This window comes from Polaromonas sp. P1_E3, from assembly GCF_056405935.1.
The window spans coordinates 1-19,979 of sequence record NZ_JBFUBD010000017.1 but is presented as its reverse complement, the minus strand read 5'-3'; the positions used below and the strand labels follow the sequence as shown (position 1 = coordinate 19,979).

The 19,979-nt window shown below is 61.7% G+C and carries 15 protein-coding genes and 1 tRNA gene; 15 read left to right on the top strand and 1 reads right to left on the bottom strand.

Features of this window, described 5'->3' with window-relative positions; translation table 11 throughout:
* Window positions 1-13: 13 nt before the first annotated feature.
* The 9 genes from AC1D0Z_RS05220 (at window position 14) to mdoH (ending at window position 10,382) form a co-directional block, all read left to right on the top strand.
* Window positions 14-811, top strand: a complete 798-nt coding sequence (locus AC1D0Z_RS05220; RefSeq protein ID WP_477657181.1) for an enoyl-CoA hydratase — start codon at window positions 14-16, stop codon at window positions 809-811.
* Between the two features lie 160 nt (window positions 812-971).
* A tRNA-Met gene (locus tag AC1D0Z_RS05215) sits at window positions 972-1,048 on the top strand.
* A gap of 88 nt (window positions 1,049-1,136) precedes the next feature.
* Entirely contained in the window at window positions 1,137-1,601 is a 465-nt protein-coding gene (locus AC1D0Z_RS05210) for a hypothetical protein (protein ID WP_477657180.1), read from the top strand.
* A 116-nt stretch (window positions 1,602-1,717) separates the two neighbouring features.
* Window positions 1,718-3,061, top strand: coding sequence for a tRNA (N6-isopentenyl adenosine(37)-C2)-methylthiotransferase MiaB (miaB, locus tag AC1D0Z_RS05205; protein ID WP_477657179.1), 1,344 nt, complete (start codon window positions 1,718-1,720; stop codon window positions 3,059-3,061).
* A gap of 25 nt (window positions 3,062-3,086) precedes the next feature.
* A complete protein-coding gene (locus AC1D0Z_RS05200; protein ID WP_477657178.1) occupies window positions 3,087-4,508 on the top strand; it encodes a sensor histidine kinase in 1,422 nt (473 codons plus the stop codon).
* A gap of 61 nt (window positions 4,509-4,569) precedes the next feature.
* On the top strand, window positions 4,570-5,190 hold the full coding sequence (locus AC1D0Z_RS05195; RefSeq protein ID WP_477657177.1) for a hypothetical protein: 621 nt from the start codon (window positions 4,570-4,572) through the stop codon (window positions 5,188-5,190).
* On the top strand, window positions 5,187-6,566 hold the full coding sequence (locus tag AC1D0Z_RS05190; protein ID WP_477657176.1) for a sigma 54-interacting transcriptional regulator: 1,380 nt from the start codon (window positions 5,187-5,189) through the stop codon (window positions 6,564-6,566). The genes AC1D0Z_RS05195 and AC1D0Z_RS05190 overlap by 4 nt, the downstream gene beginning before the upstream one ends.
* A gap of 229 nt (window positions 6,567-6,795) precedes the next feature.
* Window positions 6,796-8,406 (top strand): glucan biosynthesis protein G, encoded by a 1,611-nt coding sequence (locus AC1D0Z_RS05185; RefSeq protein ID WP_477657175.1) that lies wholly within the window; start codon window positions 6,796-6,798, stop codon window positions 8,404-8,406.
* On the top strand, window positions 8,382-10,382 hold the full coding sequence (gene mdoH / locus AC1D0Z_RS05180; RefSeq protein ID WP_477657174.1) for a glucans biosynthesis glucosyltransferase MdoH: 2,001 nt from the start codon (window positions 8,382-8,384) through the stop codon (window positions 10,380-10,382). Before AC1D0Z_RS05185 ends, mdoH begins: the two co-directional genes overlap by 25 nt.
* 139 nt (window positions 10,383-10,521) lie before the next feature.
* Here mdoH and ffh read toward each other — a convergent pair whose 3' ends face one another.
* Window positions 10,522-11,880, bottom strand: coding sequence for a signal recognition particle protein (gene ffh / locus AC1D0Z_RS05175; RefSeq protein ID WP_477657173.1), 1,359 nt, complete (start codon window positions 11,878-11,880; stop codon window positions 10,522-10,524).
* A gap of 103 nt (window positions 11,881-11,983) precedes the next feature.
* On the opposite strand from ffh, the gene AC1D0Z_RS05170 reads away from it, so the two are divergent.
* From AC1D0Z_RS05170 to AC1D0Z_RS05145, 6 genes are all read left to right on the top strand, one after another.
* Window positions 11,984-12,784: a cytochrome C assembly family protein gene (locus tag AC1D0Z_RS05170; protein WP_477657172.1), complete on the top strand. Its 801-nt coding sequence runs from the start codon at window positions 11,984-11,986 to the stop codon at window positions 12,782-12,784.
* Complete coding sequence (locus AC1D0Z_RS05165; protein ID WP_477657171.1) at window positions 12,781-13,023, top strand: PP0621 family protein; 243 nt, start codon at window positions 12,781-12,783, stop codon at window positions 13,021-13,023. The genes AC1D0Z_RS05170 and AC1D0Z_RS05165 overlap by 4 nt, the downstream gene beginning before the upstream one ends.
* 133 nt (window positions 13,024-13,156) lie before the next feature.
* Window positions 13,157-14,872, top strand: a complete 1,716-nt coding sequence (locus tag AC1D0Z_RS05160) for a sensor histidine kinase (protein ID WP_477657170.1) — start codon at window positions 13,157-13,159, stop codon at window positions 14,870-14,872.
* A 4-nt stretch (window positions 14,873-14,876) separates the two neighbouring features.
* On the top strand, window positions 14,877-16,331 hold the full coding sequence (locus AC1D0Z_RS05155; RefSeq protein WP_477657169.1) for a sigma-54-dependent transcriptional regulator: 1,455 nt from the start codon (window positions 14,877-14,879) through the stop codon (window positions 16,329-16,331).
* Window positions 16,318-16,917 (top strand): 1,6-anhydro-N-acetylmuramyl-L-alanine amidase AmpD, encoded by a 600-nt coding sequence (gene ampD / locus AC1D0Z_RS05150; protein ID WP_477657168.1) that lies wholly within the window; start codon window positions 16,318-16,320, stop codon window positions 16,915-16,917. Before AC1D0Z_RS05155 ends, ampD begins: the two co-directional genes overlap by 14 nt.
* Window positions 16,918-17,356: 439 nt before the next feature.
* On the top strand, window positions 17,357-19,979 hold a 2,623-nt coding region (locus AC1D0Z_RS05145; protein ID WP_477657167.1), incomplete at its 3' end, for a ribonucleoside-diphosphate reductase subunit alpha.

Below are 19,979 nucleotides of genomic sequence, written 5' to 3'. Positions count from 1 at the left end.
AAAGGACTATTTCATGCCTTCCACGACCTACGAAACCATTGAAACCCGCACAGAAGGACCGGACTCCCGCAAGGTGGGTGTCGTGACGCTGAACCGTCCCAAACAGCTCAATGCCCTGAACGACCAGCTCATGAACGAACTGGGCCGCGCACTCAAGGAATTTGACGCCGACGAGACAGTCGGCTGCATCATCCTGACCGGCAGCGAAAAGGCCTTTGCCGCCGGGGCCGATATCGGCGCCATGGCGACTTATAGTTTTGCCGACGTTTACAACAACGACTACATCACCCGCAACTGGGAGCAAATTCGCAGCATCCGCAAGCCGGTGATTGCGGCCGTCAGCGGCTTTGCGCTGGGCGGCGGCTGCGAACTTGCCATGATGTGCGACTTCATCATCGCCGCCGACAACGCAAAGTTCGGCCAGCCTGAAATCAAGCTGGGCATCATTCCAGGCGCCGGCGGGACGCAGCGCCTGCCACGTGCCGTAGGCAAGGCCAAAGCCATGGACATGGCGCTGACAGGCCGGATGATGGACGCCGCCGAAGCTGAACGCTCGGGACTGGTGAGCCGGGTCGTGCCGCTGGACAAGCTGATGGACGAGGCGCTGGCCGCCGCCCTGATGATTTGTACCTTTGGCCAACCCAGCGTGATGGCAGCCAAGGAAGCCGTCAACCGCGCGTTTGAAAGCAGCCTCAGCGACGGCGTGATGTTCGAGCGGCGCCTCTTCCACGCCCTGTTTGCCACCGAAGACCAGAAAGAAGGCATGGACGCGTTCGTGAACAAACGCAAGCCAGTATTTACTCACCGCTAGAAATAGCCCCACCGTGCACTCGGCTTATTTCGGGCCTTCCCAGGCTATATCCAGCAGGGGCGGCGAACCGGCTTTGCCGGGCCGCAGGCGCAGCGCCCCTCGGGGGCAGCGAACCACACGAAGTAGGGAGCGTGGGGGTGATATATAATCTTGGGCTGTCGGTCGTATAGCTCAGTTGGTTAGAGCGCAGCATTCATAATGCTGATGTCGGTGGTTCAAGTCCACCTACGACCACCAAGAATGCTTCGAAGCCTCAGAGGGTCCTTCCCCCTGGGGCTTTGTTCTTTGTTATTCTTCCTCTATTCACAGCCTCTGGACACATACCATGAACCGCTGCACTCCCCGCCTGGCCGTACTCCTGATGATGCTGGCCGCTTTTGCCGGCCTGATGAGCCTGCCGGCCCTGGCCCAGACCGATTCGGCCGAAGCCGTCAAACCCAACATCCGGAAATTCCCTCCCAAAGCCGTCCGGGGCGAAATGGTGGTGGTAGCACCCCCTGTGATTTCCATGGACGGCAAGCAGGACCGGCTCTCCGTAGGCTCGCGCATTCACGACATTAACAACAATTTCGTGTTGTCCGGCCCACTCCTGAACCAAAAGCTGGTGGTGAACTACGTGCGCAGCAACACCGGCGAGGTGCATGAGGTCTGGATCCTCAATAYGGAAGAGGCCAAGGAAAAGCGGGCGGGCGGTACTGCCACGGTGTTCAATTTTGGCAGCGGCGCCCCGGCCAAGGCCGTGGACAACGGCAAAACGCCGTACGACCAGTTACCTGCCTACAAGCAGTAACACCAAGCCCCAAGCACAAATAAGCCTGCAGCCCTTTAATCAAGGGCGCAAGCAGCTATTAATTTGATAGCGATCGCGGCAAACCCCGGTGGATCAACCGCAAACCAGCCAGCATCATGAGCAAAAAAGTCTTCATTAAAACCTTCGGCTGCCAGATGAACGAGTACGACTCGGACAAGATGTCCGATGTGCTCCACGCGGCCGAGGGCTATGAGCCCACCCAGGACATGGAGCAGGCGGACCTGATCCTGTTCAATACCTGTTCTGTCCGCGAAAAAGCCCAGGAAAAGGTTTTCAGCGACCTGGGCCGCGTCAAGCACCTGAAAGAAAAAGGCGTGCTGATCGGCGTCGGCGGCTGCGTGGCGAGTCAGGAAGGCGCCGCCATCATCCAGCGTGCGCCGTATGTCGACGTGGTTTTTGGCCCCCAAACCCTGCATCGCCTGCCGCAGATGCTGGCCAGCCGGGCCCGCCTGGGCAAGCCGCAGGTCGATATCAGCTTTCCGGAGATCGAAAAATTCGACCACCTGCCGCCGGCACGGGTCGAGGGCGCCAGCGCGTTCGTGAGCATCATGGAAGGCTGCTCCAAATATTGCAGCTATTGCGTGGTACCGTATACGCGTGGCGAAGAGGTCTCGCGGCCCTTCGAGGATGTGCTGGTCGAAGTCGCCGGTCTGGCCGACCAGGGTGTCAAGGAAGTCACGCTGCTAGGGCAAAACGTCAACGCTTACCGTGGACCGATGGGCGGTACAGCGGAGATCGCCGATTTCGCCACGCTGCTCGATTACGTGTCGGATATACCCGGAATTGAGCGCATCCGCTACGTGACCAGCCACCCCAACGAGTTCACGCAGCGCCTGATCGACGCCTACGCCCGGCTGCCCAAGCTGGTCAACCATCTGCACCTTCCGGTTCAGCATGGTTCCGACCGCATCTTGATGGCTATGAAGCGCGGCTACACCGCCATGGAATACAAGAGCACCATCCGCAAGCTGCGCGCCATCCGCCCGGATCTGGCCATGAGCAGCGATTTCATCGTCGGTTTCCCCGGTGAGACCGAAGACGACTTCGGCAAGATGATGAAGCTGATCGACGAGATCGGCTACGACACTTCCTTCAGCTTCATCTACAGCCCGCGTCCCGGCACCCCTGCCGCCGCGCTGCACGACGACACGCCGCATGAGGTGAAACTCAGGCGCCTGCAACACTTGCAGGCAACGATTGACGACAGCGTGCGGGCCATCAGTGCCAGCCGCCAGGGTACGGTGCAGCGCATCCTGGTCGAAGGCACTTCACGCAAGGACCCGACTGAGCTGATGGGCCGTACGGAATGCAACCGTGTGGTCAACTTCAAGGGCCAGCCGCGGCTGATCGGCCAGATGCTGGACATCACCATCACGCAGGCTACGCAGCGTTCGCTGCGCGGCGAAGTCCTGATGCAGGACATTGCCATACCGGCCTGATCTGCTGCCGATACATCCCACGCACATGCTGCAACGGTTTTCGTTCCGGCAACTCCTGGTAATCGCTTTTCTGCTGATTGCCGCCCTGCTGGGCGCCGCTTCACTGCGGGCACTGTTTACCCTGGAAGACCTTTCGCTGCAAAGCCGCAGCAATGCCGCACGTGCACTGGACCTCAGCAGCGCGGCGCAATCCCTTGCCGAACGCAGCGTGTCGATGGAGCGAACTTCGCGGCAATCGGTCGTCCTTGATGACCGGGTATTGCGAGAGCGCTTCGGTGAAGAGGCCCGGGAGGCGGCGGACATCCTGACCAGTCTGGCGCATGAAGACATACCGGTGGACCAGGCCCGGCAATGGCGCGCGCACATGCAGAGCATCCGCGATCTGCTGTCCGGCCCAACAGGTACCGCACTGGACCGGGAACGTCAGCTGGCACAGGAATTCCGCGAACTGGAAACCGTCAACGCAGCCATTGCCGTGCAGGTGCAACAGGCGATCCAGCAGCGCAACAGGTCGCTGGAGGGCAAGCTTGAGGCCAGCCGCCAGCGCCTGACGCAGCAGGTGACCTGGGCCATCGTGCTGGCCATCGCCATGGCGCTGGCATTCGGGGTGTGGTTCACGCTGCCGCTCAGGCGCCTGGAAAACGCCATCGTCGGCCTGGGCGAAAACCGTCTTGACGAGGTTATCGCCATCCAGGGGCCAGCCGATCTGGCCCTGGTCGGTCAGCGCCTGAATTGGCTGCGCCTTCGGCTGGTTGAGCTGGATGCCGACAAATCCCGCTTCCTGCGCCATATCTCGCATGAGCTCAAGACACCACTGGCTTCTCTGCGCGAAGGCGTATCGCTGCTGGAAGACGGCGTAGCGGGCAAACTGAGCAATGACCAGCGTGAAATTGCGCAGATCCTGCGCCACAACACCGGCGTATTGCAAAGCCAGATTGAAGACCTGCTGCGCTTTAATACCGCCGCGTTCGAGGCACGCCAATTGAAACGCCAAAGCATTGACCTCCTGCAGCTCCTGGAGGAACAGGTTTACGCGCAGCGCCTGCAGTGGCGCGCACGCGACCTGACGGTCAGCGTTGCCGGTGAATCCCTTGTGATGGAAATCGACCCCGAAAAAATCGGCACCGCGGTGGCCAACCTCCTTTCCAACGCTATCCGTTACTCCCCCCACAAAGGCATGATCCGGCTGGAACTCAGCCAGCACAAGGGATTTGCCCGCATCGATATCCACGACCAGGGCGTGGGCGTGGCACAGGCCGATCGGGACCGGGTGTTCGAACCCTTTTATCGCGGTGAACGCCAGCCTGCCGACGTAGTCCGGGGCAGCGGAATCGGCCTTTCCATCGTGCACGAGTACATCGCAGCGCACGGTGGAAGTATTGCCTTGATGCCAGACCAACCTGGTGCACACTTCAGAATCGAACTCCCCCATRCACCCAAGTATTGACCTTTCTCCCCTCCCGCCTGGAGCGCGCTCGCCCGGCCGCCGCTGGCGGCCGGCTTTCGCCTTGACGGTTACGCTCGCACTGGCAGCATGCAGCAGCGGGGGTCCCGCCGGCGAGCGCAGCACCGACGCTGTTGCGGCCGCTGCGGCCGCCAGGGCTGCAGCCTCCGCCGCCGAAGCTGCGCGCGCCAGCGCCAGCCAGCCCCCGCCGCTGTCCGAAGCTGTCGTTTTTGCCAGTGGCATGACGCTGCGCATGCTCGCCTATGCCGAGCGCGTGCGCCTCATGCAGCCGGCGGAACTCGCCCAGGAAACCGGACGGCTTGGAGATGCCGCCAGCCCCGAGGCCCAGCTCCAGCTCTCGCTGGTGCTCGCTCAACTGCGGCAACTGCCTGAACTGGTGCGAGCCCAGGAATTACTCGCCCGTGTATTGGGCAATACCGATGCCCAGCCGCTGCATCCGCTGGCACGGCTGCTGGCGTCGCGCTACGCTGAACAGCGTCGCCTGGAGGAGCAGCTTGACAAACAGGGTCAGCAACTGCGCGAAGCGCAGCGCAGGCTGGACCAGACCAATGAACGCCTGGAGGCCCTCAAGGCAATTGAACGCAGCCTGACCAGCCGGCCGCCAGCGGCGACGGCCTCGGCCCCCGCGACGCCTGCCAGCCGGCCTCGTCCCATCGCGCCATGAACAATTCAGCCCTGACAACGCCTCACCTGCTCGTCGTCGATGATGACGCGGACATGCTGCGCCTGCTTACCATGCGGCTCACAGCCGCAGGTTATCGCGTCACGGCAGTCACTTCAGCCGAAGCGGCGCTGACCCAGCTGCACATCGAACGGCCGCAGCTGGTGCTCAGTGATGTACGGCTTCCCGGCAGGGACGGGCTGGCCCTGTTCGACGATATTCGCCAGCAACATCCTTCACTACCGGTGATTTTGCTGACTGCGCACGGCACCATTCCGGACGCTGTGGAAGCGACTGAGCGTGGTGTGTTTACCTACCTCACCAAGCCTTTTGACGGTAAAAGCCTGCTCGACAAGATTGCACAAGCCCTGGCCCTAAGCGCGCCTGCGGACCCGGCCAAACGCGGCAGTCCCGAAGCCTGGCAGAGCCAGATCATCAGCCGCTCCAGTCGCATGGCGGAAGCCCTGGCCGAAGCGCGCATGGTGGCGCARTCKGACGCCAGCGTGCTGCTGCGCGGYGARAGCGGCACCGGCAAGGAACTGCTCGCACAGGCCATCCACCAAGCCAGTGCGCGGGCCGGCAAGCCGTTCATCGCTGTCAATTGCGGCGCCATTCCCGAGGCCTTGCTGGAGTCCGAGCTGTTTGGCCACGTGAAGGGGGCCTTCACCGACGCGGTGGCCAATCACAAGGGTCTTTTTCAGGCCGCCGACGGCGGCACCCTGTTGCTCGATGAAATCGGTGACATGCCGCCTGCCCTTCAGGTCAAACTGCTGCGCGTATTGCAGGAGCGTATGGTTCGGCCTCTGGGCTCCAGCCAGTCGGTCCCCGTGGACGTGCGCATTATTTCGGCTACGCACCGAGACCTTGATGCCGCCATGGCCGAGGGCCAGTTCCGCGCCGACCTCTATTACCGGCTCAACGTGGTCACGCTGACATTACCCCCGCTGTCTGAGCGCCGCGAGGACATTCCGCTGCTGGCCAACCATTTCCTGCTGAAGCTGGCCGCGAAGTACGACAAGCGCCTGAGCGGTTTTGCCCCCGAAGCCCTGAAGGCGCTGACCACCGCCGCATGGCCGGGCAATGTGCGCCAGCTCTATAACGTGGTGGAGCAGGTTTGCGCCCTGTCGACCACGCCGCTGGTACCGCTGGCGCTGGTTCAGCGCGCCTTGCGCTCTCCGAGCGTGCAGGTGCTCACCTATGCCGAGGCCAGGCAACACTTCGAACGGGACTACCTGGTGGGGCTGCTCAAATTGACGGATGGAAACGTGGCCGATGCGGCGCGGCTGGCGGACCGCAACCGGACCGAGTTCTACCGGTTGATGCAAAAGCACGGGCTGACGCCGGGGCATTTCAAGGCTGAGGCCCCTGGCTCTTCCTGAGCTTGTCGCCACGCCGCTGCGTCCCGTCGCTGGCTGGCGACAGCCTTAAGCCATTGATTTAAAACGATTTAATCAACCCACATCTTCAAGCTGTCGCTGACTGGCGACAAAAACAGCCATTTCTGGTGCTTTTGAGCTGAGTTACATTTGGTTAAATCAAGTATCACGTTTAACTCCTTGATTTAAAACAATTTTTTGAAGCTGGCACAGGGTTTGCCCTAGTCATGGCATGCCAGCTTTTTTTCCGTCTTTTTTCGACGCCTCCGTTGGCGCCAGGCGCGGCGCCAACTTTCTCCTGTGGGCCCGTATCGCGGCCTGCTCGAGCCTCGCTGCACTGACGCTCGCCGCAGGCCAGGCACACGCCTTCAGCCTGGACGATGTGGCCGCAATCGCCCGCCAGCGCTCGCAAACGCCTTGGCGCGAAGCCTCCCACGCAGTGCCGGCCGAGTTGGCAAAAATGACGTACGACGAGTACCGTGACATCCGTTTCAATGCTGCCAGCACGCTGTGGCGTACCGACAAACTGCCCTTTGAGGCGAATTTTTTCCACGTCGGCCGGCACGGTGATTCAGTCCGCATTCACGAAATCACGACAGCAGGCGCCAAGCCCCTGCCCTACGACCCCGCGAGCTTCAATTTCGGGAAAAACAAGCTGTCGCCCCAGACCTGGGGTGACCTGGGCCACGGCGGCGTACGTTTTTTCAGCAACCTCAACTCGCCCACGTACAAAGACGAGCTGGCCGTGTTCACCGGCGCCACCTATTTCCGGGCATTGGGCTCCGGCCAGCGCTACGGACTTTCGGCACGCGGCCTGGCCGTCGACACTGCAGGCGGTGCTGCCGGAGGCAAGGAAGAGTTTCCCCGCTTCACGGATTTCTGGTTGCAAAAGCCTGCGGCTGACAGCAAGCAGCTGACGGTGTTTGCGGTGATGGATTCCGAGCGTATGACGGGCGCATACMGCTTTGACATTCAGGGCGGTGAACACACCACCACCAACGTGCAGGCACGCATCTTCATGCGCCCAGCCAGTACCAGCGGCAACAGCGCCCCCATCACATCGCTGGGCATCGCACCGCTGACAAGCATGTTTTTATCCGGCGAGAACCAACCCCGCTCCGCCGACTTCCGTCCCGAAGTACATGACTCCGACGGGTTGATGATCGCGACAGGTGAAGGCGAATGGCTGTGGCGTCCTCTGCAAAACCCGACGTCGCCGCTGGTGACGTCTTTTGCCATGAAATCACTCAAGGGTTTTGGCCTGATGCAACGCGACCGCACCTTCGCCAGCTATGAAGACACCGAAGCCCGCTATGAAATGCGGCCCAGCGCCTGGGTCACGCCCGTGGGCGACTGGGGCGCCGGCCGGGTCGAGCTGTTTCAATTTGCCACACCCGACGAGACCCACGACAACGTGGCCGCGTACTGGGTTCCTGAGAAATTACCGGCCCCTGGCCAGTCGCTGGACATCGCCTGGCAAATCACCTGGCAAGGCAAGAACCAGCAACTTCCGCCCAACGGCTGGGTCCTGCAATCGCGCCGCGGCTTCGGGTTTACCCAACCGGGCACCGACCTCACTGGCCAGGTCCAGTACGTCGTCGACTTTGCAGGCCCGGCGCTGGACGCGCTGGCCGAAGACGCGAAGGTCGAAGCGATCTCCAGCGCCAACGCCAACGGCCGCGTGCTTGAAAGCCTGGCCTACAAAAATCCCGCCACTGGCGCGTGGCGCATGGCGCTGCGCGTGCAGCGGCTGAACGCGGCCCAGCCTGTTGAGCTGCGCGCCTTTCTCAAACACGACAACCACACCGTAAGCGAAACATGGACCAACCTGATCACACCCTGACCGCTGCCGCTGCGCGCAGCCCCCTGCGTGAGGAACGTCACCCGAACTCGGTCACGGCACCGCCCATTAACCGCGGCTCGATGGCGCCGCGTCCCTGGCGCGGCTTCTGGAACAGCATGGCAACCGCCGTGCTGCTGCCGACGCTGGCGTTGTTCAAGGCCACCGACCCGGCGGCCTTGCGGCCCCTGCCTTCGCCGCGGCCCGAGCCCTGGCAACGGGCTGCCAGGCGGCGCCGCGCGGTGTTCCTGATGTTGACGCTGGTCAGCACGGTGCTGGCCACCAGCATCTTTGCCGACATGCAACCCGATTACGACAACGCCTGGTTGCAATACGGTCAGATCACACTGTTCGCGTTGCTGTCGGCCTGGGTCGTGACTGGTTTCATGACGGCGATGATGGGTTTTTACGTGACCATCTACGGTGACAAGCACGCGTTGTCGGCCAAAAAAGTCCAGCACGTTCCGCTGGATGCGTCCACCCGCACCGCGATCATCATGCCGATCTGCAATGAGGACGTCCGCACCGTGTTTGCCGGCCTGCGCGCTACCTGCGAGTCGGTCGCAATGACAGGCCATGTGCAGAGTTTTGACGTGTTCGTGCTGTCGGACAGCAGTAACCCGGCCATCATCCAGGCCGAACGTGCCGCATGGGAAGACCTGCGTGCCCAGCTGGCCGTGCACCCCGACCAGCCGCAGATCGAGGTCTACTACCGCCTGCGCAAGCGCCGCACCGACCGCAAGGCCGGCAACGTGGCCGACTTTTGCCGCCGCTGGGGCAAGGACTATCGCTACATGGTGGTGCTGGACGCCGACAGCGTGATGAGCGGCGACTGCCTGGTTTCCATGGTCAAGCTGATGGAAGCCAACCCCAAGGCCGGCATCATCCAGACTGCCACGCAGGCCATCGGCCATGTAACCCTGCACGCACGCGCTCAGCAGTTCGCCTCGCGCGTGACGGGCCGCCTGTTCACGCTGGGCATGCAGTTCTGGCAGATGGGTGAATCCCATTACTGGGGCCACAACGCCATCATCCGCATTGAGCCCTTCATGAAGCATTGCGCGCTGGCCCACATCAAGGGTACGGGCGGCATGGCCGGCAGCATCATGTCGCATGATTTTGTCGAGGCCGCGCTGATGCGCCGTGCCGGCTACTACGTGTGGCTGGTCGGTGACCTGGTGGGCAGCTACGAACAGCAGCCACCCGATTTGCTGGCAGAACTGCAGCGTGATCGCCGCTGGTGCCAGGGCAACCTGCAAAACTCCCGCCTGATCGCCGAGCCGGGCATTCACCCGGTGCACCGCTCCATGTTCGGCACGGGCGCCATGGCTTACCTGTCGGCACCGCTGTGGCTGTGCTTCCTCACACTGGGCACGGCGCTGTGGCTGTCGGGCTCGCCCATGATCGCCGACTGGACGTTGCTGCCCGGCGAGCTGATGGCGCTTTGGGGCTGGACGCTGTGCATGCTGTTTTTGCCGCGCATCCTGGGCATCGTGGCCGTGCTGGTCAACCGCCAGCAGCAATCCTATGGCGGCACCGTCGCCCTGCTCCGCAGCGCTTTGCTTGAAACCCTGATCGCACTGCTGCAGGCGCCCATCCGCATGCTCGCGCATTCGCTGTTTGTGGTGGTGGCCCTGACCGGCCTGAAGCTCGAATGGAAGTCGCCCCCGCGCGAAGCGGCTGCTGTGCCCTGGCGCCATGCGCTGGCGCAGCTGGCGCCCATGTCGGGTGTGATCGCGCTGCTGGCTGTCGGCATTGCCGTGATCGATGCACGCGCGCTGATCTGGCTGATCCCTGTCGGCCTGCCGCTGCTGCTGGCGATTCCGATGACAGTGCTCACCAGCAAGGTCGGCGTGGGCACCGCCCTGCGTGCGCAGAACTACCTGCTGATCCCCGAAGAGACCCGTTCGCCGGCGGTGCTGCGGCGCGCCTGGCTGCATGCAAGCCGGCTGGCCAAGCCGCGGCTGAAGGCGGCCTGAGAATGGCCTGACATCAGGGTGACCCATAAAAAAAGCCGCTTTGAGCGGCTTTTTTATGGCAGGTGAGTGCTATTAATTCAGGAGCTGGTTACGCCCACCCCTATTGGGCTACAGCCATTTTCCCTGAACAGCGAATGAATCAGAACTTCGGCATGCCCTTCATGCCGCCCATGCGCTTCATCATCTTCATCATCCCACTGCCCTTCATCTTTTTCATCATGCCCTGCATCTGCTCAAACTCATTGAGCAGGCGGTTGACCTCCTGAACGTGCACGCCCGAGCCGGCGGCGATGCGGCGCTTGCGGGTGGCCTTGATGAGTTCGGGCTTGCGGCGCTCGAGCGGCGTCATGCTCTGGATGATGCCTTCCTTGCGCTTGATGTCTTTTTCTGCCTTGTCCATGTCGACCTGGCCAGCCTTGGCGGCCATCTGCGCGGGCAGTTTGTCGAGCAGGCTGGACAATCCGCCCATGTTTTTCATCTGCTGCAGCTGGCTCAGGAAGTCGTTGAGGTCAAAGCCGTCACCAGACTTGATCTTGGCCGCGAGCTTCTGGGCGGAAGCGATGTCCACCCCGGCGGCAACCTGCTCGACCAGCGCCACGATGTCGCCCATGCCCAGGATGCGGCCGGCATGGCGCTCGGCGTCGAAGACCTCGAGGCCGTCGATCTTTTCGCTGGTGCCCGAGAACTTGATGGGCGCGCCGGTGATCTGGCGCACGCTGAGCGCCGCCCCGCCCCGTGAATCGCCGTCGGTCTTGGTCAGGATGATGCCGGTCAGCGGCAAGGCTTCCTTGAAAGCCTTGGCAGTGTTGACCGCATCCTGGCCCTGCATGGCATCGACCACGAACAGGGTCTCGACCGGGTTCAGGATGGCATGCAGTTCCTTGATCTCAGCCATGAGGGCTTCATCAATCGCCAGCCGGCCGGCCGTGTCGACCAGCAGCACATCAAAAAAGTGCTTGCGCGCATAGTCAATGGCAGCTCGCGCGATGTCGGCCGGTTTCTGGTCCGGCGTGCTGGGGAACCATTCGGCACCCGCCTGTTTGGTGACTGTCTTGAGCTGCTCGATGGCAGCCGGGCGGTAGACGTCGCCCGAGACCGTCAGTACCTTCTTCTTGCGCTTTTCAATCAGGTGCTTGGCCAGCTTGGCGGTGGTCGTGGTTTTACCTGCGCCCTGCAGGCCGGCCATCAGGATGACGGCGGGCGGCTGGGCCGCCAGGTTGATGTCGCTCACGCCGTCGCCCATGGTGGCGGCGAGTTCCTTGTTCACGATGCCGACCAGCGCCTGACCGGGCGATAGCGATCCCATGACCTCCTGGCCCAGCGCTTTTTCCTTGACCCGCGCAATGAAGTCGCGCACCACCGGCAAGGCCACATCGGCCTCCAGCAACGCCATGCGTACCTCGCGCAGCATGTCCTGCACGTTGGAATCGGTGATGCGGGCCTGCCCTCGCATTTCCTTGACGAGGCGGGATAACTTGTCGGTAAGTGCTGAGGCCATGGGAGGGCGCCACGAACGTGGCGCAGTTAGGTGGAAATGAATTGCGGCAGGGAAAGACTGCCAGAAAGCCGGAAAAAGAAGCGGTAAAGGCTAAACTCTAGCCATGATTTTAGCTTTGAGCGACTGGTGGGGTCTTGCGGCGGCGGCCGGCGCCGCCATCGCCTACGCTGCATTGGCACTGGCCTCTGCGCGCCTTGGCCCCACCACCATTCGGGGGATGTTGCTGGCGGCATGGCTGCTGCACGCACTGGCCTTGGCCGACGGCCTGTTGGGCGAGCCCGCGCGCTTCGGCTTTGCACCGGCGCTGTCCATGACGGTCTGGCTGGTGCTGACCGTCTACGCCATCGAAAGCCGCCTGTTCCCGCAGCTTCAGGCGCACTGGGCATTGGCAGGGCTGGGCAGTGCTGCCGTCATCCTGACCGTCATTTTCCCCGGAACCACCTACCATGCCATCGCCTCGCCCTGGCTACCCCTGCACTGGGCTCTGGGCATTGCGTCCTACGGCCTGTTCGCCGCGGCCGTCGTGCACGGCTGGCTGATGACCCGTTCCGAGCGCGCCATCCGCCTTGCCGCACAAACCGACGCCGGCGTGCCGCTGCTCACGCTGGAGCGGCTCACCTTCCGCTTCGTGGAGGCCGGTTTTGTGCTGCTGTCGGCCACGCTGTTTGTAGGCTGGCTGTTCGCCGAAACGCTGTACGGGCCCGGGCTGGCCTGGAAATGGAACCATAAAACCGTGTTTTCCGTCCTGGCCTGGCTGACATTCGCCGGCCTGCTGATAGGGCGTGCGCGCCTGGGCTGGCGCGGCCGCAAGGCTGTGCGTGTCCTTTACCTGGGCTCGGGCCTGCTGCTGCTGGGCTACGCTGGCTCGCGCTTTGTGCTTGAAGTCATCCTGAGGCGGGCATGAAATACCTTCTCGTCATGGGATTTGTACTGGTGATCTTCTGGATCTGGCGGCACAACCGCGAAACGGAACAGCGGGACGCCGCACCCGCCCACCCGCCCGCCCCGGCAAAAACGGCAACCGCCATCACCGAAATCGTTGCCTGCGAGGTTTGCGGCGTGCATTTGCCGAAAACGGAAGCGTTGATCGGCAACAACGGCATTTACTGCAGCGACGCGCACCAGCGCCAAGCCGGCGGCTAGGGCCTGATAACACCATGTTTACCAATGCGAACGGGGTGAAAACGGTGCCAATCAAGGCGCGCAACGAATCCCAGACCGGGAGTCCGGGCAAGGAACGCAACGCATCTTGCAAACATAGTGTTAGCAGGCCCCAATGAGCACGCCATCCCACTGGTTTGAAACGGGAGGCAAGGCATCAGGCGTGTGGGAGGCTGTGCCCGAACTGGGCTCTTTCGGCCGCTTGTGGCGGGTCTTCATGACGGCGCGTGTCGCCATCGCTACCGTACTGGTCATCCTGCAGGCGGTTATCTACGCGCTGGGCAACATCACCAACCGCTGGTCCATTGCGGTATGCATCGCCTACCTGTGCGCCACACTTGCCGTGCGCCTGTGGGCCAAACCGCGGCCACCGCGAAGCACCTTTGACGCACAGTGGTTGCTGACCATCGGTGTGGACGTCATCACGTTCTCCACCCTCAATTTCCTGCAATCAAGCGGCATCAACTACACCCCGCTGTTTGCCCTGCCGGTGCTCCTTGCATCCATCCTCGGGCCGATCTTGCTGGCCTTCGGAACCGCTGCCAGCGTGACCCTGCTGCTTCTGGCCGACGCCTGGTGGAGTTCACTTCAGGTATTGGGCGACTTCAATGCCCGATTCCTCCAGTCTGGCTTGAGCGGCTCCGGCTTTTTCCTCGTTGCCCTGCTTGCAAACCACCTGGCCTTGCGGCTGGCCCGTGAAGAGCAGCTGGCAAAGCGCAGCCAGTCCGCCGCGCGCATGCAGACTCAGGTCAATGAGTTGGTCATTGAAACATTGGCCGACGGTGTGCTGGTAGTCGACATCAATGGCATCGTCCGGTCGGCCAATCCGGCGTCCAGGCGCCTGCTGGGGGTTCGGGATTCGGTTCGCAGTGCGCCTTTCATCCTTGTCATGGAAGCCACCTGGCTGCCTCTTGCCGAACTGATGCACAGCACGTTCAGCACGCAGGCACCCCAGGAAGCGGACGTCGGCCTTGAATACCCCGGCAGCAACACCCGCCGGCTCCACGTGCGCACCCGCCTTGCCGCCTCAAAAAACGGCACCCATGAAAGTCTTTGTGTGATGTTTCTCGAAGACCTTCGTGAAATGGAAGCGCGCGTGAGGACCGAAAAGATGGCGGCCATGGGGCGCATGTCGGCTGCGGTAGCGCACGAAATCAGGAACCCGCTGGCTGCCATCTCGCAAGCCAATGCCTTGCTGGAGGAAGACCTGCAGGATGAAGCCCATCGCCAGCTTACAGCCATGATCCGGCAAAATGCGCAGCGCCTTGCCCGGATTGTCGATGAGGTGCTGAATATTTCGCGGGCCCAGGCACACCTTCCCTCACCGCAAACCACCAGCCTGGCACTGGACGAAACTGCTCACAGGATTGCTACAGACTGGGCAGTGCAGACCGCAGCATCCCAACGCATGAAGATCACGGCAGACTCAGGCAACACCGTTGTGTGTTTTGAGCCCGAGCATTTGCGCCGCCTGATGATCAATCTGCTGGACAATGCCCTTCGCTATGCCAGCACCTCTTCGCAGGCAATTGAAGTCTCCACCCAGCTGGTGACACCGGGACAGGCTCGCTTGTCTGTGTGGAGCGACGGCCAGCCCATGGAGCAAACTGTGCAAACGCATTTGTTCGAGCCATTTTTCTCCTCTGAAAGCCGCTCCAGCGGATTGGGCTTGTACATCTGCCGTGAATTGTGCGAACGCTATGGAGCGCTGATCGGCTATCAACGCGTGCAGCGGGGCGGCATTGACGGAAACGAATTTTTTGTCACCTTCGGGCCTTCCAGCCCGCCGCTGAGCTTGCCGGCGGCTTCTTTTGCCACAATGCCCACCTGAACCCATGAGCATCCCCACTCCTGCCCCCCAGCAAGCGCGCATCCTGGTCATTGACGATGAACCGGATCTGCGCACCCTGTATGAGCTGACCCTGCTCAGGGAGGGGTATCGGGTAGAGGCCGCCGGCGACCTGCTGCAGGCCCGGGAACAGCTCAAGGCGCATCACTTCGATGCGGTGATTACCGATATGCGCCTGCCTGACGGCCTCGGCCTTGAGCTGCTGCGCGACATGGTGGACCAGCAAAGGCCGGAACGATGCGTGGTGATTACAGCCCACGGTTCGGCCGAAAATGCGGTGGAAGCCCTGAAGGCCGGCGCGTTCGATTACCTCACAAAACCTGTGGACCTGAAACAGTTCCGCAGCGTCGTGGCGTCCGCGGTGCAGGGCGCCAAACAGCCGGCACAACAAGCCAAAGGTGACCGAAGTGCAATGGAATCTGGCATTGCATCTTCTGCAACAGGCCAGAAAAAGAACGGTGACGGCGCCCAGATCCTGCAAAAACTGGTGGGGGAATCTGCCGTCATGCGCGCCGTGAAGTCGCGCATCGTCAAAGTGGCAGGAAGCATGGCACCGGTTCTTATCCAGGGAGAGTCAGGCACCGGCAAGGAACTGGTTGCTCGCGCTGTACACAGTTGCAGCCATCGCGCAGCCGGGCCTTTTGTGGCCGTCAATTGCAGCGCCATACCCGAAAACCTTCTGGAAGCGGAGTTTTTCGGCGCTCGCAAGGGGGCCTATACCGGTTCGGCGCAGGACCGGCAGGGCTATTTCCAGGCGGCCAAGGGCGGAACCCTGTTTCTCGATGAAATCGGTGACCTGCCCCTGGCCATGCAATCCAAACTTCTGCGCGCCATCCAGGAGCGCACGGTAAGGCCGCTGGGGTCGCCGCAGGAAGATGCCGTGGACGTGCGCATCGTCAGCGCCACCCATAAAAACCTGGCGGCAGAGGCCCAGGAAGGGACGTTCCGTCAGGATCTTTACTACCGGCTCAACGTGATCGAGATTGCCGTGCCGGCCTTGCGTGAGCGCAAGGAGGACTTGCCCGCCCTCTGCAATGCCCTCCTATCAAGAATCTGCCAGGAATCCGGCTTCAAGATGCCCGAGCTGACGGATGCGGTAATGGAGCAGCTGCAGTCCAGGACTTACAACGGCAATGTCAGGGAACTGGAAAACATCCTTCATAGAGCCGTAGCCCTTGGGGAAGGAAGTGCGCTGCATTTTGATGCGCCAGCCGAAGAACCTGTCACCGTCCCGGAAAACCTGCAGGATTACCTGGATGGCCAGGAACGGAACATCCTGACCAAGGTTCTGCTGGAGACCGGCTTCAACCGCACGGCCGCCGCCGCAAGGCTGGGCTTGAGCCTGCGGCAGATCCGCTACCGCATTGCCCGCCTGAACATCACCACACCCGGCAACGACGAGCTTGCCGATGGACTTGATCCGGCCGATGACCCCGCCTGAAAGCCCGGGCAGCGTTTCCCTGCCCTTGTGGCAAAACGGGTGGTACCGGTACGCACGTGCGCTCGCCTCACCCAACTTTGGTCCGCGCCCGATCGAGGCAAAAATCGATCTGATCGTCATTCACTCCATCAGCCTGCCGCCGGGCGAGTACGGCAATGGCAACGTCCAGCGGCTCTTCACCAACCAGCTTGACTGGGAGGCGCACACTTATTTTCAAGGCATTCGCGGCCTGCAGGTCTCGTCGCACTTCTTCATCGCCCGCACCGGTGCACTGTGGCAATTTGTGAGTTGCGACGACCGCGCCTGGCACGCCGGGGAATCGAGCTACCGTGGACGCGTCAACTGCAACGACGATTCCGTCGGCATTGAACTGGAAGGCCTTGAGGGAGATACCTTTGAAGCATCCCAATATGAAACCCTGACGGGGCTGTGCGCCTCACTCCTGCAACGCTACCCCATCGACCACATTGCCGGACACGAGCACATAGCACCCGGCCGCAAGCAGGACCCGGGCTCCGGCTTTAACTGGCCGCTGCTGCAAAACTCACTGTCGTCGCCGGCTAGGTGTTTTCCCGAAAATACCTGAGCAACGGACCCTGCTGAGCACCCCATCTGCGGTGCGCTGTTGCTGAAAATCGTTGTTATTTTTACCTCAGCAAGGGGCAAAATTTTCCAACGCCAGTCCGCGTCGAGACATGCCGGCCACGCCGCATCTGCTTCGCAGGCCTTGGTGCATCAGGCTCTTCCGAACCTCAACGACTCGGCAATAAGGCCTCATCCAGGTGCCCGGATGGTGACCCGAAAAAGCCACAAAACGTAACGGTGCATTCAGTCGGCGATACACTACCTGTAGTGGCTTGTATTCCCCTCAGACCCTAGGTATAGTGTCTAAGCCCTAATTTCAGTTTGATGTAATTCGGGTCCGGAAAGGAAGGGCAGGTTGATAGACCTGCACAAAACCTCAGATATCCAGAGACCCCGAACAGCGCATCAAACCACCCATAAAACAAAGCAAAGAGGAAGTCATGCAAACAGCACAACACGCGGTGCCCGTTACATCGAGCGTTCTGGCAAACAACCCAGCCGTCGCCGACACCAACGCACAAAGCAACCCGCTCGCCCATTACCAGATCATCCGCCGCAATGGCGGTGTGGTGCCTTTCGAACCCAACAAAATTGCCGTGGCCATGATGAAGGCCTTCCTGGCTGTTCACGGCACACAAGGGGCGGCTTCGGCCAGCGTGCGCGAAACGGTTGACGGCCTGACGCAAGCGGTCATCCGTGCCCTGATGCGCTCGCGACCGGGCGGCGGCACCTTTCATATAGAAGACGTGCAGGATCAGGTCGAGCTCGGCCTGATGCGCGGCGGCCACCACGAGATTGCCCGCGCTTACGTGCTGTACCGCGAGAAGCGCACACAGGAACGTGCACGCCAGCCGCAAACCCAGGCACCTGCCGCGCCCCTGATCCACGTGACGGATCGCGGTAACCGCGTCGCGCTCGATGTCCGCAACCTGCAGGCGCTGATTGAAGCGTCTTGCGCCAATCTGGGCGCCGATGTCAAGCCCGACCCCATCGTGGCAGAGACCATGCGCAACCTCTATGACGGTGTGCCCATCGATGAGGTCTACAAAGCTTCTATCCTGGCTGCGCGAACCCTGATCGAGAAAGACCCCGACTACACCTACGCCACAGCACGCCTGCTGATGCACACCATCCGCCGCGAAGTACTGGGTGAAGAAGTCAGCCAGGAAGACATGGCCATTCGCTATGCTGAATACTTCCCTCAGTTCATCGCCAAGGGCGTGCAGAACGAATTGCTCGACGAAAAGCTGCAGCAGTTCGACCTGGCCCGCCTGGGTGCGGCGCTCAAGCCCGAGCGCGACCTGAAGTTCGACTACCTTGGCCTGCAGACCCTGTTTGACCGCTACTTCCTGCATGTACGCAAGCAGCGCATCGAGCTGCCCCAGGCTTTCTTCATGCGTGTGGCCATGGGCCTGTCGCTTAACGAGATCAACCGCGAAGAGCGCGCGATCGAGTTCTACGAAATCCTGTCGTCCTTCGACTTCATGTCGAGCACGCCTACCCTGTTCAACGCCGGCACGTTGCGCTCGCAGCTGTCCTCGTGCTATCTGACGACCGTCGCCGACGACCTGGGCGGCATCTACGATGCCATCAAGGAAAACGCCCTGCTGTCCAAATTCGCCGGCGGCCTGGGCAATGACTGGACGCCCGTGCGCGCCCTGGGCGCCCATATCAAGGGCACCAACGGCGAATCGCAAGGCGTCGTGCCTTTCCTGAAGGTCGTCAACGACACCGCCGTGGCGGTCAACCAGGGCGGCAAGCGCAAGGGCGCCGTCTGCGCCTACCTGGAAACCTGGCACCTGGATATTGAAGAGTTCCTGGAGCTGCGCAAGAACACCGGCGACGACCGCCGCCGCACGCACGACATGAACACCGCCAACTGGATTCCTGACCTCTTCATGCGCCGCGTGATGGAAAAGGGCACCTGGACGCTGTTCTCACCATCCGACACGCCCGACCTGCACGACAAGTTCGGCAAGGATTTCGAAAAAATCTATACCGCCTACGAAGCCAAGGCCGAGCGCGGCGAGATCAAGCCGTCCCGCAAGCTGCAGGCCACCGACATGTGGCGCAAGATGCTGTCGATGCTGTTTGAAACCGGCCATCCCTGGATCACCTTCAAGGACGCCTGCAATGTGCGCTCGCCGCAGCAGCACGCCGGCGTTGTGCACTCCTCCAACCTGTGCACCGAGATCACGCTCAACACCAGCGACACCGAAACCGCCGTCTGCAACCTGGGCTCGGTCAACCTCGTTCAGCACCTGAAGGATGGCGCGGTTGACCACGAAAAGCTCAAGAAAACCATCACCACGGCCATGCGCATGCTGGACAACGTGATCGACATCAACTACTACGCCGTCAAAAAGGCCCGTGACTCCAACATGCGCCACCGCCCCGTGGGCCTGGGCATCATGGGCTTCCAGGACTGCCTGTATGAATTGCGCGTGCCTTATGCCTCCCAGGAAGCTGTCGAGTTCGCCGACAAGTCCATGGAAGCTGTTTGCTACCACGCCTACTGGGCATCAACCGAACTGGCCAAAGAGCGCGGCAAATATGCCACGTACAAAGGCTCGCTCTGGGACAAGGGCATCCTGCCGCTGGATACGCTGGACATGCTGGCCGAGCAGCGCGGCGGCTATGTGGAAGTCGACCGCTCCGCCAGCCTTGACTGGGACGCCTTGCGCAAGAAGATTGCCAAAGACGGCATGCGCAACTCCAATTGCGTCGCCATTGCGCCTACAGCGACCATCTCCAACATCATCGGGGTGGATGCCTGTATCGAACCCTGCTTTGGCAACCTGTCGGTCAAGTCCAACCTGTCCGGCGAATTCACGGTCATCAACCATTACCTGGTGCGCGACCTCAAGCGCCTGGGCCTGTGGGACGACGTGATGGTCGTGGACCTCAAGCACTTTGACGGATCGCTGCGGCCGATCGACCGCGTGCCGCAAGACGTCAAGGCGCTTTACGCCACAGCGTTTGAGATCGAGACCTCCTGGATTGTTGAGGCCGCGGCGCGTCGCCAGAAATGGATTGACCAGGCGCAGTCGCTCAACATCTACA